Annotated in this window: 25 protein-coding genes; 10 read left to right on the top strand and 15 right to left on the bottom strand. The window is 46.3% G+C overall.

Annotated features, from left to right (window positions below; all coding sequences use genetic code 11):
• The first annotated feature begins 451 nt into the window (after nt 1-451).
• From M1D98_RS04370 to M1D98_RS04350, 5 genes are all read left to right on the top strand, one after another.
• A complete protein-coding gene (locus M1D98_RS04370; protein ID WP_010330896.1) occupies nt 452-766 on the top strand; it encodes a WXG100 family type VII secretion target in 315 nt (104 codons plus the stop codon).
• A 5-nt stretch (nt 767-771) separates the two neighbouring features.
• Nucleotides 772-1,995 (top strand): hypothetical protein, encoded by a 1,224-nt coding sequence (locus M1D98_RS04365; RefSeq protein WP_121642160.1) that lies wholly within the window; start codon nt 772-774, stop codon nt 1,993-1,995.
• A gap of 11 nt (nt 1,996-2,006) precedes the next feature.
• On the top strand, nt 2,007-2,774 hold the full coding sequence (locus M1D98_RS04360) for a hypothetical protein (RefSeq protein WP_039076226.1): 768 nt from the start codon (nt 2,007-2,009) through the stop codon (nt 2,772-2,774).
• A 77-nt stretch (nt 2,775-2,851) separates the two neighbouring features.
• Nucleotides 2,852-3,355, top strand: a complete 504-nt coding sequence (locus tag M1D98_RS04355) for a YfjD family protein (protein WP_240467623.1) — start codon at nt 2,852-2,854, stop codon at nt 3,353-3,355.
• Between the two features lie 51 nt (nt 3,356-3,406).
• Complete coding sequence (locus M1D98_RS04350) at nt 3,407-3,736, top strand: YnfA family protein (protein ID WP_082246400.1); 330 nt, start codon at nt 3,407-3,409, stop codon at nt 3,734-3,736.
• Nucleotides 3,737-3,771: 35 nt separating this feature from the next.
• Here M1D98_RS04350 and M1D98_RS04345 read toward each other — a convergent pair whose 3' ends face one another.
• From M1D98_RS04345 to rlmD, 11 genes are all read right to left on the bottom strand, one after another.
• A complete protein-coding gene (locus M1D98_RS04345; RefSeq protein WP_039076223.1) occupies nt 3,772-3,951 on the bottom strand; it encodes a small acid-soluble spore protein H in 180 nt (59 codons plus the stop codon).
• A gap of 52 nt (nt 3,952-4,003) precedes the next feature.
• Nucleotides 4,004-5,821 carry a sigma-54-dependent Fis family transcriptional regulator gene (locus tag M1D98_RS04340; protein ID WP_456280039.1) on the bottom strand — a complete coding sequence of 606 codons (1,818 nt, stop codon included), beginning with the start codon at nt 5,819-5,821 and terminating at the stop codon, nt 4,004-4,006.
• A gap of 116 nt (nt 5,822-5,937) precedes the next feature.
• Nucleotides 5,938-7,314 carry a dihydrolipoyl dehydrogenase gene (gene lpdA, locus M1D98_RS04335; protein ID WP_121642158.1) on the bottom strand — a complete coding sequence of 459 codons (1,377 nt, stop codon included), beginning with the start codon at nt 7,312-7,314 and terminating at the stop codon, nt 5,938-5,940.
• 20 nt (nt 7,315-7,334) lie between these two features.
• Nucleotides 7,335-8,531 carry a dihydrolipoamide acetyltransferase family protein gene (locus M1D98_RS04330; RefSeq protein WP_121642157.1) on the bottom strand — a complete coding sequence of 399 codons (1,197 nt, stop codon included), beginning with the start codon at nt 8,529-8,531 and terminating at the stop codon, nt 7,335-7,337.
• 13 nt (nt 8,532-8,544) lie between these two features.
• On the bottom strand, nt 8,545-9,573 hold the full coding sequence (gene acoB / locus M1D98_RS04325) for an acetoin:2,6-dichlorophenolindophenol oxidoreductase subunit beta (protein ID WP_121642156.1): 1,029 nt from the start codon (nt 9,571-9,573) through the stop codon (nt 8,545-8,547).
• 1 nt (nt 9,574) lies between these two features.
• Complete coding sequence (gene acoA / locus M1D98_RS04320) at nt 9,575-10,576, bottom strand: acetoin:2,6-dichlorophenolindophenol oxidoreductase subunit alpha (RefSeq protein WP_010330906.1); 1,002 nt, start codon at nt 10,574-10,576, stop codon at nt 9,575-9,577.
• 226 nt (nt 10,577-10,802) lie between these two features.
• Nucleotides 10,803-11,492, bottom strand: a complete 690-nt coding sequence (locus M1D98_RS04315; RefSeq protein WP_121642155.1) for a YfjL-like protein — start codon at nt 11,490-11,492, stop codon at nt 10,803-10,805.
• Between the two features lie 28 nt (nt 11,493-11,520).
• Nucleotides 11,521-11,973 carry a DUF6884 domain-containing protein gene (locus M1D98_RS04310; protein WP_121642154.1) on the bottom strand — a complete coding sequence of 151 codons (453 nt, stop codon included), beginning with the start codon at nt 11,971-11,973 and terminating at the stop codon, nt 11,521-11,523.
• Between the two features lie 92 nt (nt 11,974-12,065).
• Nucleotides 12,066-12,617, bottom strand: coding sequence for a GNAT family N-acetyltransferase (locus M1D98_RS04305; protein WP_121642153.1), 552 nt, complete (start codon nt 12,615-12,617; stop codon nt 12,066-12,068).
• A 231-nt stretch (nt 12,618-12,848) separates the two neighbouring features.
• Nucleotides 12,849-13,832 carry a tRNA dihydrouridine synthase gene (locus M1D98_RS04300; RefSeq protein ID WP_268529430.1) on the bottom strand — a complete coding sequence of 328 codons (984 nt, stop codon included), beginning with the start codon at nt 13,830-13,832 and terminating at the stop codon, nt 12,849-12,851.
• 311 nt (nt 13,833-14,143) lie between these two features.
• Nucleotides 14,144-15,547: a 23S rRNA (uracil(1939)-C(5))-methyltransferase RlmD gene (gene rlmD / locus M1D98_RS04295; protein ID WP_326194979.1), complete on the bottom strand. Its 1,404-nt coding sequence runs from the start codon at nt 15,545-15,547 to the stop codon at nt 14,144-14,146.
• Nucleotides 15,548-15,736: 189 nt separating this feature from the next.
• Here rlmD and M1D98_RS04290 point away from each other — a divergent pair, with 189 nt between their 5' ends.
• Nucleotides 15,737-16,237 carry a hypothetical protein gene (locus M1D98_RS04290; RefSeq protein ID WP_456280038.1) on the top strand — a complete coding sequence of 167 codons (501 nt, stop codon included), beginning with the start codon at nt 15,737-15,739 and terminating at the stop codon, nt 16,235-16,237.
• A gap of 286 nt (nt 16,238-16,523) precedes the next feature.
• On the opposite strand, the gene M1D98_RS04285 is transcribed toward M1D98_RS04290, so the two are convergent.
• Nucleotides 16,524-17,387, bottom strand: coding sequence for a DNA-3-methyladenine glycosylase family protein (locus tag M1D98_RS04285; protein WP_456280037.1), 864 nt, complete (start codon nt 17,385-17,387; stop codon nt 16,524-16,526).
• Between the two features lie 111 nt (nt 17,388-17,498).
• Here M1D98_RS04285 and corA point away from each other — a divergent pair, with 111 nt between their 5' ends.
• Both corA and M1D98_RS04275 read left to right on the top strand, forming a co-directional pair.
• A complete protein-coding gene (corA, locus tag M1D98_RS04280) occupies nt 17,499-18,458 on the top strand; it encodes a magnesium/cobalt transporter CorA (protein ID WP_456280036.1) in 960 nt (319 codons plus the stop codon).
• Nucleotides 18,459-18,559: 101 nt separating this feature from the next.
• The gene (locus tag M1D98_RS04275) at nt 18,560-19,420 is read left to right on the top strand and encodes an NAD(P)-dependent oxidoreductase (protein ID WP_121642148.1); all 861 of its coding nucleotides are present in this window, start codon (nt 18,560-18,562) and stop codon (nt 19,418-19,420) included.
• Between the two features lie 35 nt (nt 19,421-19,455).
• Here the strand turns inward: M1D98_RS04275 and pdaA are convergent, their stop codons facing one another.
• Together pdaA and M1D98_RS04265 are read right to left on the bottom strand one after the other, a co-directional pair.
• Nucleotides 19,456-20,247: a delta-lactam-biosynthetic de-N-acetylase gene (pdaA, locus tag M1D98_RS04270; protein ID WP_010330920.1), complete on the bottom strand. Its 792-nt coding sequence runs from the start codon at nt 20,245-20,247 to the stop codon at nt 19,456-19,458.
• A gap of 101 nt (nt 20,248-20,348) precedes the next feature.
• Nucleotides 20,349-20,534, bottom strand: a complete 186-nt coding sequence (locus tag M1D98_RS04265) for an SE1561 family protein (protein ID WP_039076206.1) — start codon at nt 20,532-20,534, stop codon at nt 20,349-20,351.
• 145 nt (nt 20,535-20,679) lie between these two features.
• On the opposite strand from M1D98_RS04265, the gene yfkAB reads away from it, so the two are divergent.
• Together yfkAB and mscC are read left to right on the top strand one after the other, a co-directional pair.
• Nucleotides 20,680-21,801 (top strand): radical SAM/CxCxxxxC motif protein YfkAB, encoded by a 1,122-nt coding sequence (yfkAB, locus tag M1D98_RS04260; RefSeq protein ID WP_010330922.1) that lies wholly within the window; start codon nt 20,680-20,682, stop codon nt 21,799-21,801.
• The gene (mscC, locus tag M1D98_RS04255) at nt 21,802-22,644 is read left to right on the top strand and encodes a mechanosensitive ion channel protein MscC (RefSeq protein ID WP_082246401.1); all 843 of its coding nucleotides are present in this window, start codon (nt 21,802-21,804) and stop codon (nt 22,642-22,644) included.
• 39 nt (nt 22,645-22,683) lie between these two features.
• Here the strand turns inward: mscC and M1D98_RS04250 are convergent, their stop codons facing one another.
• The gene (locus tag M1D98_RS04250) at nt 22,684-23,478 is read right to left on the bottom strand and encodes a YfkD famly protein (RefSeq protein WP_121642147.1); all 795 of its coding nucleotides are present in this window, start codon (nt 23,476-23,478) and stop codon (nt 22,684-22,686) included.
• Nucleotides 23,479-23,543 lie beyond the last annotated feature (65 nt).

Raw genomic sequence — 23,543 nt, 5'->3', positions numbered from 1 at the left:
CATGACAATAAAACAAAAATTGATTTTATTGATCATTATGTATGTAATGAGCAGCTTGTTTATATTTTTTTATTTTGGATTAAATATGGTTATAAAATCTGTTTTTCATAAATCGTAAGCAATTGACCCTTCATTTTTAGACCTATAGTGAATAGTGCAATTTGTTTAGAGCCTAATTTTCAGGCTCTTTTTTATATACTGTTAGCTCATAACATCCGTCTCCTTCATGAAAAAACACCTAATATTAAGCTGATTCCCTCGTGTGGATTCATTTTTTTACCTTTTTTGTAATCTCAAAGTCTCATCAACTATGAAATTTAAGTGAATATACGCCCTTCCAGTTCTTATGAAAAGGTTCTTTTGTACGATTCGGATACATGCCGAATTATTTATAATCATTTATAGAATACATCCATTTGTGCGTGAATTTAGAAAAGGCAGGGGACAAAAGTTGGACTCATATAAAGTCATTGAGCTGGCAAACAAGTACAGTGCGGCCGCGGAAGAGGTCAGAAGCTCCAAAATGCTGCTTGAATCCCGGTTATCTGCAATGGGGGATGATTGGCAAGGGAAAGCAAGAGATTCGTTTGACCAGGATTTCGAGGAAACGAAAGCCGCCTACGATCAATTCGAACAGGAGCTGCTTGAAACGAGCCAGGAGCTGAAGGCCGCCGCCGCCAAAATCGAAGAACGAAAAGCTGAAATTGCCAGAATGGAAGAACTGGAGCGTAAAGCCAGAGAGGAAAGACATAAACTCAGGGGGTGAACAGTGTGTCAGGAAACATTGCAGTTGATCCGGACAAGCTCGAACAGCTGGCAAATGATGTTGTCACTGAATTAACCGATATGGAAAACAAATATAAGGACCTGCATGCGGAGCTGGGGCAGATGATTTTGCAATGCGATCCCCGCTATAGCAGCTGTTTTTCCGGAGTCGGCGATGCGTGGAGTTCAGGAAAAGCGCTTGTCACCAAGCTGAGTGACAATGACATTTTCATCAGGAAAACGGGCGATACATTTGTTGAACAGGATGATCTATTACGAAAGCTTTATCATGCGTACGACAAATATGGGACAATGACAAGCTTAACCGCTCTCATGCTGACGCAGGGAAAATACTACGGACTCGGGCTTACGACATTCGAAAAACAGCCAAGCGGCTTACATGCCGCCCGTCATTCCAAGCTACTCTTGGATATTTCCGGAGCTGTCGACAGGTCACGTTATCAAAAAGCGGCCAGAGTGCTTTTGAATCCTAAATATTTATTTAAAAAGACAAACCGGCCATTTTCAGATTTGGTACATAAAAAGTTTACAAAGTACTTTCCTCAGGATACGGTGGATTTTTCAAACAGTGTCAGAAGCTACACAAGAGGATTTCTTAATGAAGCCGGCGTACGCTCAACTTTGAAGGATGTCGGAAAAACAGGCTTGAAATTTGCAAAAGGAAATGCCATAACCGCCACACTGCTCACCGGTGCGACTGAAACATTCGGAGCAGGCTTGAAAATAGCTGAAAATTATGCGAAATACCAAGACAATCCGGGCGTTCTCAAGCGTGAAAACGCCAAAGCCGTTGGGAATGCTGTGAATAATACGATTTTCATCGCAGGAGGGGCAACGGCAGGCGCTGTCGTCGGCGGCGCCCTTGGAAGTGTGTTAGGCCCTGTTGGTACAGTAATCGGAGGTACAATCGGAGCAACAGCAGGAGGCTTTGTTGGGGAAAAAATCGCAAAATTCACATCAGGCTTTGCTGAAAAAGCAGCTGTCAAACTGAAAGAGCCGATTCATGCTGTCGTTGATACGGCCAAAAAAGGATTGGAATCAGCCGGCAAAGTCGTCAAATCGGTAAATGACGGGATAGATGCAGCAAATAAAACGATACATAAAGGGATAGACAGCGCGAAAAAAGGAATGGAAAAAGCAAAGAAAACAGCGGATTCGCTTATACACGGCGCAACCCATTTCCTCAAAGGGAAATTTTCATTTGGATAGGAGAATAATCAATGAAGCAGTTTACGATCAGCATAGAAGAACTCTTATTTTGTTTTTACAGCGAAGGTTTTTTTGAACAAGGCATGGCCTTGAAGCAAGCCTATTTTCCGGAAATAGAGGATGAACAGCTCGGCGCTTTGTTTGAAGCGGCGTGCCGCTCACTCCTAGCCAAGGATGCGGCGGAATATCGGAATCACCAATATCGGTTAAAGGACGAGTACTGTCCGTTTATCCACGTATTAAACGACGCGGATTATACAGTGAAACTGTCCAAATTTGATGAACAAGGCAAAGAACAGAATGTTTCCTGCCATGTTTCTAAGTTCGGCACTTACTCTCATGAACTGCTGTTTGATGAACAAGTGCACAGCATTAATAAAATGGATTCAAATGACGGATTGCTTTCTAAAACATCGGATTTTTTAAATATAATAGATGCAGAGGATCACAAAGAATCAATGATGACTCTGACATCAACCGAATTTGAATTGCTTCTGGAGGGTGCTTCAGACACTCCCACACATCTGAAAGAGTTTCTACATAAGCATGACCACCAAGAGGATGTTACTCGATTCGTAAATGATTTGGCTTTGCGAAAAGGGAAAATGGATACGCTGATGCGCCTTGTTTATGACAAAGACAACTCGCCTGAAGTGGCTGACATGGCTTTCGTCTTGCCTGGGAGCCGTCATACTTGGCTGGTAACAGGTATCACCCAAAATGAATTTTCTATCGTGCCAGCAAATAAAGATGTGGTAAAAGGATTACTTTTTTGCTAAAGAGCGATAAAGGAGAATAGCAATTGAAAAACAATGAAGTAATTAAGGTTAAAAGCAGACTGTTTTTTAGAATATGGCTGTTCCTAGCCACAGGGGGCGCCTTTATTGCAGGGGTGTGGCTGGTGTCTGAAGCTCTCACATTTGAATCTAAGTATGCCCTGCTTTATTTGGGCGGCGGATTAATGGCGATTATTTATGGATTAATCACATTTTTTATGGCTCTTCCGGCGTTTACAAGCCGGGGAAATATTATTTTCAGCGTAAAGACAGGGCCTGATGGCGAGATCTTCTCGAGAAAACGAAGTGCGCGTTTTCCTGAGATCAAACGGATTTATATGGGGCGGCATCGTTTCAGTTTAAAGGGGATCTTTTTTGAGGATATCATCATCGAGAAAACAGATGGCAAGGTCGTTCGCATCCCTACCTGGAACATTATCGCCAATCCGCTGTTTTTTGAAGCGGTGGAACGCTATATCCTCCCCCACCTGAATGAAGAGGCGAAAAGCAACTGGATCAGCCAGTTCACGGAGATTCAGAGAAAGGCGTATTTGAAAGAATTTGAGAATAACCCGAAGCTTTAATAACTCTCCTCCTTTATAATTGAAGGGAAAATAGCAAATTGAGGAGTGCACGTGATGCTGATGACCATTCTTTTATTTCTCGCGGCGGGGCTTGCCGAAATTGGCGGCGGGTATTTGGTTTGGCTGTGGCTGAGAGAAGCAAAGCCAGTCGGCTACGGGATATCCGGAGCGCTGATCTTGATTGTCTACGGCATTCTTCCGACGTTTCAGTCCTTCCCTTCCTTCGGCCGTGTATATGCCGCTTATGGTGGGGTGTTCATCGTGCTTGCGGTCCTGTGGGGATGGCTTGTCGACCGAAAAACACCAGATCTTTATGACTGGGTCGGCGCAATGATTTGCCTCATCGGCGTCTGTGTCATCTTATTTGCGCCGCGCGGATAACAAAATGGCCTGCTTATGAAGCGGGCCATTTTTGTTTAGTCCTCTTTTAAGTTGGTCAGCTGTACTTCATGCTCCTCTTGTGGTTCGTCGAGCGGATAAATTCTCGCTGTTCCGCTCTCTTCATTCACATGCTGAATGTAAATAGGAACTCCGTTGTATGTGACTTTCTTCATGTCGGGAGATTCTACAATTTCTTTCGCCCTTTGAACATTCATTCTAACACCCTCCTTCATACATAATGTTTCCATTTATTGAAAGAAGTATGCTTTAGGATTCAGCGGACAAGTTGAATTTTTTGAGCCGTTTGTAGAAAGTGCTGCGAGGAATCCCGCTGATTTTGGCGGCTTGAGAGATGTTTCCTTTCGCGGATTCAAGCGCTCTAATGATGACCTCTTTTTGGATTTGCTCACGAAGGGTCAGGGCGCCGGCGGCAGCCGGCTTTTTTTGTGCCGGGCTGATCGGCAGTCCTGCAGCCTCAAGTAAAGCGGTAAGCGGCTCATCCGTCAGGCAGCCGTCCGGAAATCTAATAGATAGACGTTCAAACACATTAAACAGCTCGCGAATATTCCCCGGCCACCTCCATTGCTTCAGCACATCCAAAAAAGCGAGAGGAAGTTCTCCAGGCCAACGATTTTTCTGTTTGTAGTACTGAAAGAGATCCGGAATATCCTCGGGGCGGTCGCGTAAAGGAGGGAGCTCGATTGGATAGACATGAAGGCGATAAAACAAGTCCTCTCTGATTTTTCCGCTTTCGGCAAGCTCGCGCAAATCGCAATGTGTGGCGGCAACCACTTTGATATCAACCGGAATGTCTTTCGTTCCGCCAATCGGCGTGATCTTGCGTTCTTGAAGCACCCGTAATAGCGCAACCTGCATTGAATGGGAGATTTCTCCGATCTCATCTAAAAATAAGGTCCCATGATTCGCTTTTTGAAAGGCGCCTTTGTAGCCTTGTCGTTTCGCTCCCGTAAAAGCGCCCTCCGCATAGCCGAACAGCTCGCTTTCTATCAAATCAGACGGAATCGCTCCGCAATTGACAGCAACAAACGGGCCGTGCCGCCGCTCGCTGTTCTCATGAAGCGCGCGGGCCGCAACTTCCTTCCCCGTGCCAGTTTCGCCCGACAGACAGACCGTTGCATCCGCCGCAGCCGCTCGTTCAAGGTTCTTCAGCATTGCTTGCGATCGGCCGCTTTGTCCGATCACTCCATTGAATCGAAACGCTGCCTTTTTCTTTTGTTCCGACAAATAAAAACAAGTGCCGCCATCCCCCACAGTGACGGCTTTTTCGATCGAAAAGCCCCGTTCCTTCACCTCATACAGATGCCGGCCTTGCCAATCAGGCATTGAGGTTCGAATCGGTATGCTCGCGTTAATAATGTGCTGTTTGGCATTGCAAAGCACCATTGGCACACGGGATGCAGCCCTATCGCCAAAACGGCTGATCAGCTCCAGCTCTTTCTCACGGCTTTTGGCTGCCAGTTCCCGTTCCGCGGCATAGGCGATCGCCGTGGCAATGCCGAGCATATGAGGATGCGCGCCTGCCGCCGGACACGATATGTCAATCACCCCCGCAAGGCTGCCATCTTCATGGTGAACCGGAGCGGCTGAACAGTTCCATTGATGGGAAGCGATAGAATAATGCTCTGACCCTTGTATGGCAACGGGCTCACTGATGTGGAGCGCCGTGCCAATCGCATTTGTTCCGACAGCTGTTTCCGTCCAGCACGCACCTTCGACGAAGTTGATGCGCTTGGCTTCATAGAGCGCACGGGGCTGGCCGTCCAATGCCAGAACAACACCGTCAGAATCAATTAACAGCGCCATCATTTCCATTTCTTTTATGGCAGGCAGCAGTTTTTCCAAGTAAGACTTAGCGGTCGTCAGGAAGAATGAATGCTTTTTTGACTGCTGATCCAGCTCCGTTTGCTGTAAAACCTTTGGGCCTTTTTCTAAATACGGATTGACCTCAGCTTTTTTGCAGCGATGCCATGACTCGGCGATCCGTTTTCTTAATCGGGCTTCGTCTAGTACACCGTCTTTCACAAAACGTTTCCAGGTTTGCAAATCGTTTGGGATCGAATTCATTTCCTTGATCGCTCCTCCCTTACACGCCGTTTTCATCTATTGTAGGGGAAAAATAAAGCGCTTTCAATAATAAAAAAGCAGACGCTCTGTATTCCATGCGTCTGCTTCTTCCCGTTCTATGCATGCACCGCAAGACCGATTGTGCTTAACAGCGCCTCGTGCAATGTTTCCGATAGTGTTGGATGGGCGGCAATGAAATGCTCAGCCATATCAGCGGTCATCTCACCATTCATGATCGCAGCCGCCTGCCCGATGAGCTCGGTCACATCAGGGCCAATCATCGAGACACCGACGATTTCCCCGAATTCGGGTTCTGCCATGATTTTGACTTTTCCTTCCGCTTGCTGTTTAATGAGCGCTTTGCCGTTTGCTGAAAAAGGAAATTCTCCAATCTTCACATCCCCGTATACGCATCTTGCCTGTTGTTCCGTCATTCCGATGCACGCGATTTCCGGTGATGTGTAGATACAGCGGGGCACATGCTTCTCATTGATTTTGACATCTCTTCCGGAAGCATGGGAAGCGGCGATAATGCCCTCGTGGAAAGCCGCGTGCGCCAGCTGAATGCCTCCGATTGCATCTCCGCACGCATAAATATGAGGCACGTTCGTCTGCATGTGCCCGTTCACCGGAATGCCTTTTGGAGAAAAATCAACACTGGCCTGCTCCAGCTGCAATCCGTCAAGACGGGGTTTTCTGCCAATCGCCACCAGCACATAATCAGCCTTCGTTTTAAACTCCCTCTGTCCGCTTTTCCATATTGCCGTTTTGGCCGTTTGATCCACCCGCTCTAACCTGGATGAAGTATGCACTTCAACACCGTCTTCCTCAAGCTTCTCCTGAAAGAGCCGGGCAATATCTTCATCTTCAGCCGGAATCAGCTGGCCGGCTGTTTCAATGATGGTCACCTTCGATCCCAGTCTGGCAAACAGCCCGGCATACTCACAGCCGATGACACCGCCGCCAATAATGACAAGTGAAGACGGAATGTCAGAAAGGGAAAGCGCATCCTTGCTGTCGATAATCCATTCGCCGTCATACGGGGCGAATGGCAGCTCGATCGGCTCTGATCCAGATGCAATCAAGATGTGGTTCGCCTCTCTGATTTCTTTTCCGTTCTCTCCTTCGATTAAGAGCTTTCTGTCAGAAAGGAAGGAGGCCGTCCCCTTTACAACCTTTATTTGATTTTTCTTCATTAAATATTGAACACCTTGGACAAGCTGTCTGACAACCTGTTGTTTTCGGTTCAGCATTTTGCTCCAATCAACCAAGATCGCACCGGGTGGAAGTTTGACTCCAAAGCGGTCGGCATGCTTGATCTTATCAAGAACGTTTGCGCTTTCTAACAAAGACTTCGTCGGGATGCAGCCTTCATTCAGGCAGGTTCCCCCAAGCGGTCCTCTGTCAATCAGCAGCACGTTTCTGCCCTGCTGAGCCGCGGAGACTGCGGCGGCATAACCTGCAGGTCCGCCGCCGATAATGGCTAGTGTCATGTCTTTTTCACCTACTTTTCCTATAAAATTAATGCTGCCGGGTCTTCCAAATATGTTTTAATCGCCTTCAGAAAGGCAGCGGCAGGAGCACCGTCACAGGCTCTGTGATCAAATGTCAGACTGAGCGGAAGAATCGTGCTTCGGACGATGTCCTCGCCTTGATATACCGGCGTGTCATAGCTTGCTCCGATGCCGAGAATGCCTGTTTCTGGCGGATTTAATATCGGTGTGAAATGCTCCACTCCAAAAGCGCCAAGGTTTGTAATGGAGAAGGTTGAGCCTTGCAGTTCTCGGCTTTCCGCCCGTCCCTCACGTGCTTTTTTGGCTTGTTCTGAGATGGATTGGGCCAGTTGAATCAACGACTGCTTTTCAGCATGGCGAATCACAGGCACAACTAATCCATTTTCCACCGCCACAGCCATTCCGAGGTGCACATGAGGATGTGTGATGATGCGCTCATTTTGATAAAAGCTGTTCAGCGCAGGATGAGATTGCAGAGCGAGAACGGCGGCTTTTGACACAAAATGAGTCATCGTCAGCTTTGTGCCATACCTCTCTTCCGCAGTTGGAGAAAGCTGTTTTTGAAGGGCTGCCAGCTTGGTGATATCAGCTTTCATCGTAATCGTCAGCTGCGCGCTGTTTGCCAGGCTTTCCTGCATTCGGGCCGCGATGACTTTTCTCATGCCTGTCACCGGCGTTTCCTTCGCCTTATGCTCAGAAACCGGCTCTGCCCGGTCATTTTTCTGTTCAGCAAGCGCCTTTGTCACATCGTCCTTTACAATTCGCCCGCCTGGTCCAGTGCCTTTCAGCTGTTTCAGGTCTAATCCCGCTTTTTCCGCTATTTTTCTGGCGACTGGAGATATTTTGATTCGTTCTTTTTTCGCGGCTGCGGGTTTGTTTTCTTGTTTTTCGGGCTGGACGGCTAGCGGCTCGCTATCTTCCGCAGCAGGTGCTTTAACCTCTTCCGGCACCGATTCATTGGCGTCCCCAATGTAGCAGATCGCTGTGCCGGGCGGAACCTCTTCACCCTCTTTTACTTTGATATCGATCAGCGTTCCTTTTTCAGGCGCCTCGATATCCATTTCAATTTTCTCCGATTGAATGCTGGCAATGCTTTCTCCCTTTTCAACCGGGTCGCCTACTTTTTTATTCCATATCGATACTTCCCCTTGTTTCATGGCCATTCCCAATTTTGGCATCACTACTTTTACCGCCATTTGTGTCCCCCCTTTAATTCACTGCCGGCTCGCCAAGCAATTCAAGCGTGACGCTGACAATTTGATCTGGTGTCGGCAAATATTGATCCTCAAGCACTGGCGAAAACGGCACCGGTGTATGCGGCGCTGTAATCCGCTTAATCGGCGCATCCAGCAAATCAAAGCCCTTGTCGGCGACAATCGCAGCGATATCTGTGGCAATGCTGCAACGCGGATTGGCTTCATCAATAATGATCAGCCGGTTTGTTTTTTCTAACGATGTGAAAATCGCTTCCTCATCCAGAGGAGACAGGCTGCGGGGATCAAGCACCTCGGCTTCGATGCCTTTCTCTGAAAGCTTCGCCGCCGCACTAAGCGCGGTATTCACCTGCTTGCCGACCGCAAACAGGGTGATATCATGGCCTTCGCGTTTGATGTCCGCTTTTCCGATCGGGATTGTATAATAATCTTCCGGCACCTCGCCCTTCATGTTGTAGGACGTTTTGTCTTCAAAAAAGAACACCGGATCATTGTCTTCGATTGCCGCCAGCAGCAAGCCTTTGGCGTCATACGGATTGGATGGAACAACCGTCTTCAGTCCCGGGATGCTGGTGAATAGGCCATACAGCGCCTGCGAATGCTGGGCAGCGGCCCGGAACCCCGCTCCGTACGTGGTGCGGACGGTAATCGGCACTTGCGCTTTTCCGCCGAACATATAGCGGAATTTCGCGCCTTGGTTGATCACCTGGTCAAAGCACGTGCCGATAAAATCATTAAACATCAGCTCGGCAATTGGTCTCAGCCCGGTTGATGCCGCAGCCATAGCCGCACCCATGTAGCCCGCCTCAGAAATCGGTGTGTCCAGCACTCTTGTGCGCCCGAATTCCTGCACGAGACCCTTCGTGACCCCTAATACACCGCCCCATGCTTCATCATCCTGCAAATGATCGACCGCCGCTCCCCCGGCGACATCCTCGCCGATCAAAAGCACATTTTCGTCTTTTCTCATCGCAAGCTTCATCGCTTCATTGAGCGCGTCTGACATGCTTATGACTCTCGCCATCTCACATTCCCCCTTTTTCGTATGACACGTAGACGTCTGTCAGCAGCTCAGACTCTTTCGGATATGGGCTGTCTTTGCTAAACGAGACGGCTTTTTCAATCGATTCATTGACACGCTTTTCAATGTCTGACAGTTTATTGGCATCTGTTTCTTTTAAAAGATAGTTTTTAAAACCTTGGATGGCATCCTTTTCTTCAAGGTGCTCAGCTCTTTCATTCTTTGTTTTATACGTTTGGGCATCCCCTTCGAAATGGCCGTAGTTTCTGTAGGTCATACATTCGATCAAAGACGGCCCCCCGCCGTTTCTTGCTCTTTCTATCGCTTCCTCGGCTGCCTGGTAAACTGCTAAAATATCTTTTCCGTCCACCGTAACCCCAGGCATATTATAGGCAGCCGCCCGATCGGCGATTGAATCACAGGCCGACGCGTACTCAAATGGAGTGGCTTCACCGTAGCCGTTGTTTTCGGCTACAAATACCACAGGAAGGTTCCATACTGCCGCTAAGTTCAGTCCCTCATGGAAGGTGCCTTGGTTATTTGCTCCATCTCCAAAAAAGCAAACGCTTACATTTTTAGTCTGTTTATATTTAGCAGTGAGCGCTGATCCGCATGCGAGCGTAAATCCGCCCCCGACGATTCCATTTGCCCCTAACATACCTTTATTGAGATCGGCAATGTGCATAGAACCGCCCTTTCCTTTACACAGGCCGGTCGCTTTCCCGAATATTTCCGCCATCATGCCATCCAGATCACAGCCTTTGGCGATACAATGGCCGTGTCCTCTGTGCGTGCTTGTAATGCTGTCTCCATCATGTAAATGAGCGCACACCCCTACAGCTACCGCTTCCTCACCGGCATACAAATGGACGAATCCGGGAAGCACTCCCTGTGCGAACAGCACATGTACTTTGTCTTCAAAGCCCCTGATTTCCAGCATCTTTTGGTACATCCACAGCGCTTTCTCCTCAGTTAATGACAAGCCTTCTCGTTTTAACAATTCCATTTTGTGCGCCTCCTTCTATTTAGGGTTCACATTTATCAATGCAAGAAGTGTGCCAGTCATTAGATCCTGTAAAATCAGCCTTTTCATTTTTACACTGGAGACAATTTGAGACAGGTGTCTCATTTTGTCTCGTTCTGATCCATTTGTCTCGTTTTATGGCATGCAATAAAGACCGGGCACCCCGGTCTTTGACAATGATCGACGTATTTATTTCCTTGGAAATCTTTTAACTGCCCAATTCCTCTGCATCGTTTGGTTGAATGGCTGTTTTCGGAAGAAAATCAACTGAATATTTGACATAACCGAAACCGCCGTCCGCGTCCTTCTGCATACAGTCTACCGTGCCGTTTGCATATGTATATCCCTTTTCATTAAGCGTCTTTCTGACTGTTTCCGCCATCTTTGCGGCATCTGTTTTTGATAACCCGCTCGCGTCTAACTGAATCGTCATGCTCATCGGCGCTTTTTCAGCCAGCTGTTTGTTCCATTTTGTATCTAATGTGAACTGGCCGTTTCCGATGCTCAAAGCAGCGTCAGTTTTTATGATTTGCGGCATCTTTTTTTTCAGATCTGCTTCGATTTCCTTCGATGCTTCTTCATTTACATGTTTTGCCACTGATTCGGTATACGCTTCTTCAATTCCATCGCACGTGACTTTCGGATGGAGAAATCCCTTCGTGCACATTGGATAACGATGAGATTGGGTATTTGCTTGGAACACATATTCAGAGGTTTTAGCGCTATATATCCCATTTGTAATCTTGATTTCTTTATTGGGGTAGGTCTGCTTCACATAAGAAATAAGCTCTTGCTCTGCAGCATTTTTCGTAAATGGATCACCGAACCATACATGATAGGTATATAAGCCGCATCCGAATACCGCAATGGCAATCAAGCCAACCACAAGTTTTTTCATATTCACACCCTTTTCTTGATATGTTGTGCTACAATTCTTGTTTTTCTTCAACAGCCCGATTCAGCGCTTGAAGCATGTAGCCAATGCCTTTGTACGATGACAGCGGCCAGCTGATTCGTTGATGCTCGCCGGTGACGGTGTTTAGGACGCTTCGATATTTTTTTCCGCCAAGCATGACGAGCTCTTCGATATCAGAAAATCCCCTTTCGCAAAATTGGCGGCGCAGCTCCCCTGTTGTCATGATTTCCGGATGACCGGTGCCAAACGTCACATCGTAATTTCCAGATACGATATCATCTGGTCGAAGAAATCCGTGCTTCGCCGACAAAATCACCCACTCATCGAAAAATGCTTTCGCATATCGCTCGCACGCTTGATGGAACGGGCTGAGATAAGCGTCTTTCGCCCTTGTTGGACCGTTATCCGGATAGATGTCCCATATTTTTTTCTTGCCGCAGGGGATGATGCATAGTCGTTTCATTTTTCTCTCCCCCCTATTTCTGCTTCATATAATGGTTTTCCATATCCTGCAGTTAGTTCCTCACAAAAAGAGGCATTAGGTCAAATTCATTTTTACCTTCCAGGTGTAAAATCTCCTTTGATCATTGAATACATATATAAATCTTCAAATGTACCACAAGCAAATTCATAATGTCTCAGCAAACCCTCTCTGCTAAAACCTTGTTTTTCTATGAGTTTTATCGATGGGATATTAGAAGGTTCAATAAGAGCTTCAATCCTTTCCAGCTGCAAGTGGTTATATCCATATTTGACGACAGCTTCTAATGCTTCACTGGCGATGCCTTTTCTCCAGTAATCTTTGCGTAATTCATACCCAACCTCAGCTCGATAATGTTTTGCGATTCTATTAAGAAATCCACAACTTCCTATGACGATGCCAGAATCTTTACGTGTAATGCCCCATCTGATTCCTGTACCTCTTTCATATATCGATTTATACCATGTAATCTCTGTACAAACATCACTAGTTGTTTCAAAGGGTTCTAATCCCATCGGCTTCACAACATCTTGATCTGAAAGATAGAGTAGCATATCTTTGGCATCTTCAACGTTTACTTCTCTTAAAATCAATCTTTTTGTTTCAATTATAGGAAATTCTTTCATCAAACTCCCCCTTCATTGCAGCCCCTATTATTACCATGTATTTTATCTTATCCTTTTAGATAAAAAAAGATAGCAAGGACAATGATCCCTGCTATCTTGATTTTTATAAGATTTCAACAGTTTCTCGGCAATTTTTCAAATGATGACAACCGGCAGAAATAATCCGGCGAAATACCGCATTTATACCCGTTTAATATCCCTGCTCCGCTCACCTTGAATTGGAACAATTTTTTACTTTAGCTCCGCTCCGTCAAGATACTTTTCCTCAAATTCATCGAGCAATGCACGCACTTCATCTGTTGACTTTGTGTTCATGCATTGGTTTCTTAATTCACTTGCGCCTCGGAATCCCCGGAGATAAATCTTGAAAAAGCGAGGAAGGGGCTTGTACGGACGGGCTTCTAATGCTGAATATTGATCATGAAGATCGAGATGCAGCCTTAAGAGATCCAGCAATTCTTTGCTGCTATGCTCTTTCGGCTCCTTTTCAAAGGCGAATGGATTTGTAAAAATACCTCGTCCAATCATAATTCCATCAACACCGTATTGTTCAGCAAGTTTTAAGCCGGTTTCACGGTCAGGAATATCTCCATTGATAGTAAGAAGAGTATCCGGTGCCACCTCGTCACGAAGTTTCTTAATCTCCGGGATGAGTTCCCAATGCGCATCTACTTTGCTCATTTCCGCTCTTGTACGCAGATGGATGGAAAGATTCGCAATGTCTTGTTTCAGTACGTGTGTCAGCCAGTCGCGCCATTCATCCACATCCGTGTAACCAAGCCTTGTCTTCACACTTACAGGCAGTCCCCCTGCTTTTGCAGCTTGTATTAATTCTGCTGCAATGTCAGGACGGCAAATAAGGCCGCTTCCCTTGCCATTCCCTGCCACATTAGGTACAGGACAGCCCATGTTGATATCTAGACCCTTAAACCCTAATTCCGCCATGCCAATACTCATTTGCCGAAAGTTTTCAGGCTTATCTCCCCATATATGGGCTACCATTGGCTGTTCATCTTCTGTAAATGTCAAACGTCCGCGCACACTATCCTTCCCATCTGGGTGACAGTAACTTTCTGAGTTTGTAAACTCCGTAAAGAACACATCGGGTCTGCCAGCTTCACTCACGACATGGCGAAACACAACATCCGTCACATCTTCCATTGGTGCCAGCACAAAAAATGGTCGTGGCAATTCACGCCAGAAATTATCTATCATCACACATTCAAATCCTTTCATTATCGATACCAGGCCAAACGTAATGAAGCAAAATTGTTCTGTTACACTTATAGCATGCTGAAGCGCTTCTTATCAAACGATAGTAAATTGTGAACATTATATCTTTACAAACAACATATAAAAAGCAATAAAGCACACCGATCACAGGGTTAGGCACAATACCGGATTTCTGCTGTTTCTGATCAATCGCTGAGGGCTTATCACCCTATTTCCATGAAAGACGCATGAAAAAGACCCGGAAATCGGCAATGTTCATCCTGCCGAAATCCAGATCTGATTAGAACTCGTTTCTATTCATTAGACGATTTCAATACAAGCTTCGCCACCGCTTCCACATGCGCCGTCTGCGGAAACATATCCACAGGCTGAATATAGTCCACGCGATAGTCCTTCGAGAGCGCCTGCAAATCTTTCGCAAGCGTGGATGGGTTGCAGGAAACGTAGACAAAGCGTTTCGGTTTGACTTTTTTGATCGTGTCCAAGAATGTGCTGTCACAGCCTGTTCTCGGCGGGTCAACGATGACAACGTCCGGACGGAAGCCTTCTTTCGTCCATTTCGGGAGCCAGTGCTCGGCTGTTCCTGTTACGTATGTGGCATTGGCCATGCCGTGTTTTTTGGCGTTTTTCTTGGCATCGTCAATGGATTCCTTGATGACGTCCATGCCACGGACTTCCTTCGCTCCGCCCGCCAGCCACATGCCGATGGTGCCGACGCCGCAATACGCGTCAACGACTTTTTCTTTTCCCGTCAGCTGCGCCGCTTTTTTCACTTCGTCATACAGCTTGACGGTTTGTTCCGGATTGAGCTGGAAGAAGGCGCGGGCGCTCAGTTCAAATGATACGTCGCCGAGCACCTCTTGGATCACTGTATGTCCGGCGAGCGGTTTTGTTTTCTCACCGAAAATAACAGAGGTTTTCGCTCCGTTTACATTCTGGATAATGGATTTGACCTCAGGCAGGCGCTTTTGAATCGCTTTGACGATTTCTTCCTTGTGCGGAAGGGTTTCTTTTGCTGTCACAAGCACGACCTGCACCTCGCCTGTTTCAAAGCCGACTCGCGTCACAATGGTGCGAACATCGCCTTTTCGTTTCCGTTCATTATAAACAGACACATTGAAGTCCTCTAAAATCCGGCGGACGATGCCTGTTGTTTTGTTGGTTGCCGGATGCTGAACGATGCAATCTTTGATCGGCACGATGTCATGAGAATCAAGGCCGTATAAGCCGGCGATGATGCTCCCGCTTTGCGAGCGCCCGATCTGGAATTGGCTTTTGTTGCGGTAATTCCACGGGTTGTCCATTCCGATCGTTTCTTTGATGTCCATGCTTTCTACTTTAAACTTCGTATGGCGTTCCAGAGACTGAATGACGATATCACGTTTTTCACGAAGCTGCTGGCTGTATGCAAGGTGCTGAAGCTGACAGCCGCCGCATTGTTCATATACGGGACAAGGCGGTGCCACGCGGTGCTCCGATGCTTTTCGGATCTTCTTCACGCGGCCCTCCGAAAACTTCGGCTGAACCTTTGTGGCTTGCACGACAACCTCTTCGCCTGGAAGCGCGCCGGGCACGAAGACAACTTTTTTCTTAAAGTAGCCGACTCCTTCTCCGTTAATGCCAAGACGCTTAATCGTCAGGGGAAAGGTTTGTCCGACTTTCAGTTCGACGGGCGCCTGTTTTTTTTGTTGGTTCACATTGTTCTCTCCGTTTCTATATAGAACTTTCTGCAAAATAGCAGAAAGTGAAATGTTTTATTCACATCTTTCTAGTATAACATGCTTGCCTAGTTTCCTTCATATTTTTCAAAAACATTTCCATTTTTACTCAATCATTTAGCAGAACAGCCGATACAAGTTATGACTATTACATAAAAGAGGGATAAAATGAAGAAATTTCTAACCGCTGCCTGCGCATTAGGGTTACTATTCAGCGCAGCAGGATGCGGAAACGACAGCACCGCAACTTCTGCAAAAACAGAAAAAAAGGCAGAAGACGAGAGCAAAAATCTGGATCTGCTAAAAAAAGACTTTAACAGTATTACCAAAGAAGAGTGGGATAAAATCCATATTTCCAAAAAGGATTTAAACGGTGCATTTGAAAAAATGACAGAAGCCAATTCCGATGGAGAAAAAGTGGTTAAAAAAGTGGAAATAAAAAACAATACGGTTGTTATCACCTTTAACAACTCAGACGGAAAATCGATGGAAAACGGTCTCTTGGCCATAGTCTTTGACCAATTTCTTCGCACATTGTATAAGCATTCGTCTTATTATGACAGCAGCGAACCGACCATTCGATTTGTTGATTTGGACAACCAGCTGGTTCAGGAAAGCGATCAGCCGTTGGATACCGATAATGAAACAGATGATTCAAGCCAAAAATAACGTTTTCACCTGAAAAAATACCGATTCAGGCCAAAGCATGACAGTGAAGCTTGATTAATCTCAGGAGGCTGCCGAAAAGGCAGCCTCAGATTGTTGACAAAGACATAAAACGGTTTTTGTTTTATGTCTTTGTCATCTATCAGCGTGATTGAAAACCCTTGAAGTCTAGGAAGGACGAGCATCGGAGCACAGCGAATGTAGGAATTCGTGAGCACCGACGCGCAGGACTGACAACGAATGCGAGGGTTTGTCGACACGCTGAGGCTGCCGAAAAGGCAGCCTTTTTTCATTCGATACTCCTCCACAAATACAAAGACGCATAGCTTAAATAAGGCTCCCACTCCTTGCTCAACGCCAGCATGACATCCTTTGCCGGCTTATCGTCCAGATGGAAATGGCGTTTGATCGCATTTTGGAGTCCAATATCGGCTAGCGGGAACAAATTAGGGCGCCCAAGCCCGAACATGAGGACGTTTTGTACGGTCCATGGGCCGATGCCTCTGATTTTGACCAATTTCTTCATGATGTCTTCATCCGTCATGTCCGGAAGCTTCGACAAGTCGAGTGTGCCTTCTGCGATCATCCTTGACGTGTCAATGGCGTATTCCGCTTTTCTCATGCTGAATTGCAGATCGCGCAGATCCTGATAATCGAGATCCGCTATCGTTTCCGGCTTTGGATAGCACCACACGCCGTCCTTATGCTCGCCAAACGCATGGACAAACCGTTCTGTTAACGTATAAGCGAAGGAAAGATTGAGCTGCTGGTGGATGATGCATTTCATGATGCAGTTGTACACGCTATAGTCCAATATAAGCGGCGTACCCGCATGCTCTTCAAAAATGGCGGACAAACTCGTTTTCGAAAAATGATCGAGAACGTGCTGTAAATCATGTTCCCATTGAAAAATCCGCTTGATTTCCTTCATCATCTCTTCCTGGTCTGTTTCTCCGCTGACAAGAAACTCAGGGGCATCCGCTTGGCCTAATGCCTGTACCTTCACAATGCAGACGTCACCCGCTTGGTTTCTGATCGGCACGCGGATCTCCCGCGCTTCTTTATCCGCCGCATTGAGAGGATCTAAAGAGAGCCTGTCCAGCACGCGGTCAAAATGGTACGGAGGCGTGACAAATACGTTTTCCTTCCACATGCAATCCACCCTTTTTCCGTTTTTGTCCAGTATAACACGCCGCTCGGCGGAGAACACCGTATACTTTTCTGATATAGGCCGCATGATATAATGGCAGGTGGAGGGTTGTTTATGATCAACATTACCGCAATGACAACAGAGCATCAGCTGCTGAAAAATATACCGATCGAACGAGTGGAACAGCCTGATATTGCGTGGTACTGGGTTGATTTATACGGCCCGGAGGATGCGGAAACGGCAATATTGAGAGATTTTTTTCATTTTCATCCGCTTGCCATTGAGGATTGCTTCCAGCATATGCAGCGCCCCAAGCTTGACCATTATGACGGCTATCGCTTTTACGTGATTCATGCGCTGAATAAGGATACGCTGGAGACGGAGGAAGTGGATATCTTTCAAGGCGAAAGATTTGTCGTCACCTTTCATTTACACGAAACGCCCGGTATCGCCAAAGTCCGGGAGCGTTTGTATGCTTCACCGGACATATTAAAAAAAGGGCCTGGGCATATCACTTATATGATCATGGATCAGCTTGTCGATGAATATTTTCCTCTCGTGTACAAAATTGAAGACAGGCTGAACGAGATTGAAGAAAGCCGTTCTCAGAAAACATATGGAACGCTGATGAACGAGGTGTTTGATCTTAGGACAGATCTTTTGCATCTGAGACGGACGGTTATTCCGATGCGTGATTTGCTCTATCGGATTTTAACCCTTGATCATGTGAAAGAGCATCAGGAAACGAAAGCCTATTTCAGCGACATATATGATCATTTATTAAAATTATCTGAGATTGTGGAATCCAACCGTGACATGACGTCCGACTTAAGAGACAGCTATGTGACACTGAATTCAAACCGGATGAATGCGATTATGATGACACTGACGATCGTATCGACCATTTTTATCCCGCTTACCTTTATTGCCGGTGTGTACGGGATGAACTTCGACTACATGCCGGAGCTGCATTGGGATTACGGATATTTCGCCGTGCTCGGCCTGATGGCTGCGCTTGTGATCGGGATGCTGATATGGTTTGTACATAAAGGATGGTTCAACATATTTAAATGAGGACAGCGTAAAGCTGTTCTTTTTTATATTGGCAAGCCGCTTTTCATGCATATGATGTTCAATTTGTTTATAATGGAAAAAATGCTCAGGGAGTGATCAGATTGAAAATCGCTGTTATCGGACTCGGCAATATGGGACAGCCCATTGCCCGAAATGTGCTTCAGGCAGGCTACGAATTAACTGTTTATAATCGGACGAAACAAAAAACGGAAGAGCTCGCATCAGAAGGCGCACAGGCAGCGGACACGCCGCGACAAGCGGCTGAGTCCGCTGATATTGTCATCACAATGCTTTCAGATGACGATTCTGTCAGCGCCGTGACATTCGGAGAAGACGGGCTGATTGCAGGATTAGCAAAGAACGGCATCCACATCTCAATGAGCACCATCAGTGTCGAGTTCTCTGAGAAGCTCGCCGCAGCCCATGCGGAAAAAGGACAATCCTTCCTCGCCGCTCCTGTGCTTGGAAGACCGGATGCGGCCGCTAAAGCCGCGCTCCGCATTATCTCAGCCGGACCGGCGGAAGCGAAGCAAACTGCCAAGCCTCTGCTTGACACCTTGAGCCAGCAGGTGTTTGACGTAGGCGAAGAAAGCAAGACGGCAAACGCGGCCAAAATCAGCGTCAATTTTTTGCTCGTGTCTATGCTGGAGGCGTTATCTGAATCATTCTTAATGATGGAAAAGTACGGCTTAGAACAAAAACAATTCTTAGAAATCGCCAGCGCGCTCTTTGGCTCTCCTGTCTATCAAAATTACGGAACCATCATGGCAGAGCAGACATTTGAGCCGGCCGGTTTCAAAATGTCATTAGGGCTGAAGGATACCAATCTGGCACTTGCCGCCGCTGAACAGGTTTCTGCACACCTCCCTCTCGCCGAGCTGGCCAAGAGCCATTTTGAAAGCGGGATTGAAAAAGGATTTGGAGATCTGGATTGGGCCGCACTCATTAAATGTATCAAATAAGAAGAAAGCCTCTCCGTTCTGGAGAGGCTTTCTGGTTACAAGGACGGCAGGTTCATTTCTTTCTCAAACATCAAATCATCAATGCTTTTAAATGTGTAGCCTTGTTTTTTCAGGTCTGTGATCGCATCATCCAATGCTTCGGCATTGTCCTTCGATACGGTGTGAAGCAAGTAAATGGCTCCTGGGTGCGCCTGCTTGATCATATGATCGTAAGCGTATTTACTCCCCTTTTGGCTATTGATTTTCCAATCAACAAAAGCGACCGACCAGAAAACGGTTTGATATCCGAGGCGGTTCGTTTCTTTCAGCACGTATTCACTGAATACGCCGCGCGGCGGACGCAGATACAGGTTGTCCTGCCTTCCCGTAATTTTATAGACCTCTTCATTGACTGAATCGAGTTCGTCCTGAATCTGGTCCGCTGTTTTTTTCGTCAGATCCGGATGGTGAAACGAATGGTTGCCGATAATATGCCCTTCATCAGACATGCGCTTAATCAACTCAGGCTGATCCTTTACGAAATGCCCGGTGACAAAAAAGGTTCCTGTTACGCGGTGTTTTTTTAAGACATCAAGCACTTTTGGCGTATAGCCATTTTCGTAGCCGTTATCAAACGTTAAGTAAATCGTTTTTTCCTTTGTATTGCCTAAATAAAACGCGCCATATTTTTCAATTAAACGGTTTAGCTGCTTCCCGGCATCAGGCGGCTGATGATTGACACTTCGTTTAAAGCCCCAGTTAATCGGGTCATTTGGCACCGCTGTCGCCTGTACTGCGCCCCCGGCAAGCAAGACGGCGGCGCAGCATATTGAACACATCCACTTCATGGCCAGCGCTCCTTCTGCATTTTTTTATATTTTACAGAAAGGCGCTTCGTTTTATACTGACGCTTTATGTCAAAATAAAAAACCGCGGCGTGCGCGCGGTTCTATTCCCAGTCTTTTTTAAAGCGTTCGTATTTGGCTTCCAGGTCATCAAGCATGCTGATGAGCCTATCTATATCTTCAACTTCGGTTGCTTCAGGGTCTAATGAATCAATGACATTCATAAACATGTCGAGTCTGTTCTTTAAATAATCAAGCTGCTGATCCTTATTGTTTACGGCGTTTCCCATTCTGTTCCTCCATTCATTTTTTATTATGGTAGCTCATTTTTTCCCGTTTTTCAATCACTCCGCTACTTGCGCACTTATCAAATCAGGTCTAAAATTAACTGTTGGCAGCATTAGTATGCCCCATTTATAAAGGAGTTAGATAGTCATGACACAAAACACGAAGCTGCGTCCCATTACACCTGAGTTTGACCCTTGGGAAGCCTATATGGATGTTGAACAGTATGGAGACATGCAGCTGACAAACGTTGAATTTACAACGACGACACTGTGCAATATGAGATGTGAGCATTGCGCTGTAGGCTATACATTGCAGCCTAAAGACCCGAATGCTCTGCCTATAGATCTTCTGTTAAAACGGCTGGAGGAAATTCCGCGCCTGAGATCCATCAGTATTACAGGCGGAGAGCCGATGCTTTCTTTAAAATCAGTAAAGGAATATGTCGTTCCGTTATTGAAATACGCCCATGAACGGGGCGTGCGGACGCAGATCAATTCTAACCTGACCCTTGATATTGATCGATACGAATGGATTATTCCGTATCTTGATGTCCTGCATATTTCTCATAACTGGGGTACAGTTGAGGATTTTGCTGAGATCGGCTTTGCTATGATGGACAGAAAACCGACCTTCGAACAGCGGGCGCGTTATTTTGAAAAAATGATCGAAAACAGCCGCACGCTCGTGGATGCCGGGGTGATGGTTTCTGCAGAAACGATGCTGAACAAACGCACACTTCCGCATATTGAGCATATTCACCGCCAAATCACAGAAGATATGAAATGTCAGCGTCATGAAGTCCATCCAATGTACCCGAGCGATTTCGCAAGCGCTCTTGACTCTCTCAGCCTGAAAGAGATGAGACAGGCCATTCACCGTTTGCTGGATATTCGTGATGAAAAGACGTGGATGCTGTTCGGGACACTGCCGTTTTATGCCTGCAGTGCGGACGAAGAGGATCAAAAGCTGCTTCGCCGGCTTCGCGCGGCGAAAAACGTCACAGTGAGAAACGATCCTGACGGCCGTTCCCGCCTGAATGTGAATATTTTCGACGGAAACATCATCGTGACTGATTTCGGCGACACACCGCCGCTCGGCAACATTCAGACGGACAGCCTCCCTTCCGCCTATGAAAAATGGAGAGAGACAAAGCTTGCAAAAGAGCTGAATTGCCACTGCCCGAATGTCCGATGCCTCGGGCCGAATGTTCTCGTCAAAAATAGTTATTATCAAGATGTGGATTTCACAAAACGTCAAGCCAGGAGTTAGATGCGAATGGAAGAAACACTTACAGAGATTTTCCAGAATAAAATCGTCGATATTCTTCTCGTTGCCGTCATTCTATGGATCAGTGTTTTTATCATCAACCGGCTGGTCCAGCTATTTTTTAAACGGACAGATTTTATTGAAGAAAGAAAAGAAAAAACGATTGAAAGCCTTATCCGTTCTGTCACCCAGTACACAGCGACAATCGCTTTTATTTTTTACGTTATTTCTTTATTTGTGCATGATTTCGGCAATATTTTAGCCGGGGCGGGTGTAGCCGGTATTGTCATCGGTTTTGGCGCCCAATCACTGATTAAGGATGTGCTGGCAGGTGTGTTTTTAATTTATGAACGCCAGCTGCACAAAGGCGATTATGTCACCGTCAACAATATGTTTAACGGGACTGTTGAAGAAATCGGCCTTCGCTCGCTACAAATCCGGGAATGGAGCGGGAAGCTGCTCACCATCAGCAACGGCGAGGTCAGACAAATAGAGAACTATAATATCGATTTTATGCGGATCACCGAATCCTTTCTCATCAGCTTTAAAGAAGACCCAGACCGTGTGTACGGCGTATTAGAAGAGGCATGTGACATGCTGAATGAAGAACTTCGAGACTCATTAAAGCTGGATGAATTCGGCAATCCGGCAGAGCCCTTTCAAATACATGGGATTACCGCATTGAATCAAATCAATCGCGGCGTGGAATTTACGGTAAAAGGCATGGTGAAAGATGACGATTATTTCAGCGCCAGCCTTGCAGTCAGACGGGTTCTTGTTCGAAAGCTCTATCAAAACAATGTGCAAATGCTTGAGGAAGCGGTCAGAATCGAGAGAACGCAATAAACGAAAAAAACTGATTCCGAGTTGGAATCAGTTTTTTGTTTATCTTGGCTGCGAAGCAAGCTGAAAACCAAATGTGACGTGGTCTTGAACCGGAATCCAAGCGCCGATTCCCTGTGACGTGACATTTTTCACGACTAGTTTTCGTTTATTCCCTTTCAGCACTAAGTACACTTCTCCGTAAGTCACTTTTCCTTTTTCATTCACAGCCGGTGCATACGCATTCAAATAACCCATTTTTTTAGGAGCGACTTTATAAATTTGATCCCGCTTTGTGCCCGCTCCGACAACCGTATCGAATGCCAGCGGAAGATTCGTTTTCTTCATCGCTTTTAGCATCATCATGCTTTTGACATCTTCAGCGTTTGGAACCTTAGCTGTCAGGCCGCCCTTCACTTTGTACTGTTGTTCCTGGGCATAATGCATTTCAGCTGTTTCTTTTCCGCCGCGGTTATCCGCACGGTTTGTATTGATTTTTTTGTATTCCCAGTTTGCGACTGTTTCATTTGATTCATAGCCGAGCGCCCATTTCCCGAGAAATATTGTCGCCCGGTAGCCTACCGCGAGCGGTGTGCCGGATACGTTGGATTCATTCAGCATTTTGATGAGGTGCGGGTTTTCAATCTTCACCTCAGAATGATCGAGCAATTCCTTTGCAAGCTTGCTCGGCTGAAGCATCGGCTGATCCTGTGAAGCATTCGGATACGTGTTTTCCTTCGAAATGCTTGCAACTGAGTCAGGAACCTTAAACTGCTTTTTCGCGTGGATGGGCTGAACGCCGAAAAAACTAAAGAATAACAACACGATAAGTGTGGAATGAAATAGCTTTTTCATTATATCACTCTTTCTATGGCATTTTCCCTTAGTCTTTTCATCCCGCTTTATTGTTATCCATCATTTTT

The organism is Bacillus sp. K7, from assembly GCF_053903245.1.
Note: the sequence above shows the minus strand (reverse complement) of the source record. Positions and strands in the feature narration are given on the sequence as shown.

Coding starts and splice junctions, on each gene's coding strand:
- M1D98_RS04360 (WP_039076226.1), top strand. CDS start 2,007: ATGAAGCAGTTTACGATCAGCATAGAAGAACTCTTATTTTGTTTTTAC.
- M1D98_RS04345 (WP_039076223.1), bottom strand. CDS start 3,951: ATGAATGTTCAAAGGGCGAAAGAAATTGTAGAATCTCCCGACATGAAG.
- M1D98_RS04340 (WP_456280039.1), bottom strand. CDS start 5,821: ATGAATTCGATCCCAAACGATTTGCAAACCTGGAAACGTTTTGTGAAA.
- lpdA (WP_121642158.1), bottom strand. CDS start 7,314: ATGACACTAGCCATTATCGGCGGCGGACCTGCAGGTTATGCCGCCGCA.
- M1D98_RS04330 (WP_121642157.1), bottom strand. CDS start 8,531: ATGGCGGTAAAAGTAGTGATGCCAAAATTGGGAATGGCCATGAAACAA.
- acoB (WP_121642156.1), bottom strand. CDS start 9,573: ATGGCGAGAGTCATAAGCATGTCAGACGCGCTCAATGAAGCGATGAAG.
- acoA (WP_010330906.1), bottom strand. CDS start 10,576: ATGGAATTGTTAAAACGAGAAGGCTTGTCATTAACTGAGGAGAAAGCG.
- M1D98_RS04315 (WP_121642155.1), bottom strand. CDS start 11,492: ATGAAAAAACTTGTGGTTGGCTTGATTGCCATTGCGGTATTCGGATGC.
- M1D98_RS04310 (WP_121642154.1), bottom strand. CDS start 11,973: ATGAAACGACTATGCATCATCCCCTGCGGCAAGAAAAAAATATGGGAC.
- M1D98_RS04305 (WP_121642153.1), bottom strand. CDS start 12,617: ATGAAAGAATTTCCTATAATTGAAACAAAAAGATTGATTTTAAGAGAA.
- M1D98_RS04300 (WP_268529430.1), bottom strand. CDS start 13,832: ATGATAGATAATTTCTGGCGTGAATTGCCACGACCATTTTTTGTGCTG.
- M1D98_RS04290 (WP_456280038.1), top strand. CDS start 15,737: ATGAAGAAATTTCTAACCGCTGCCTGCGCATTAGGGTTACTATTCAGC.
- M1D98_RS04285 (WP_456280037.1), bottom strand. CDS start 17,387: ATGTGGAAGGAAAACGTATTTGTCACGCCTCCGTACCATTTTGACCGC.
- corA (WP_456280036.1), top strand. CDS start 17,499: ATGATCAACATTACCGCAATGACAACAGAGCATCAGCTGCTGAAAAAT.
- pdaA (WP_010330920.1), bottom strand. CDS start 20,247: ATGAAGTGGATGTGTTCAATATGCTGCGCCGCCGTCTTGCTTGCCGGG.
- M1D98_RS04265 (WP_039076206.1), bottom strand. CDS start 20,534: ATGGGAAACGCCGTAAACAATAAGGATCAGCAGCTTGATTATTTAAAG.
- yfkAB (WP_010330922.1), top strand. CDS start 20,680: ATGACACAAAACACGAAGCTGCGTCCCATTACACCTGAGTTTGACCCT.
- mscC (WP_082246401.1), top strand. CDS start 21,802: ATGCGAATGGAAGAAACACTTACAGAGATTTTCCAGAATAAAATCGTC.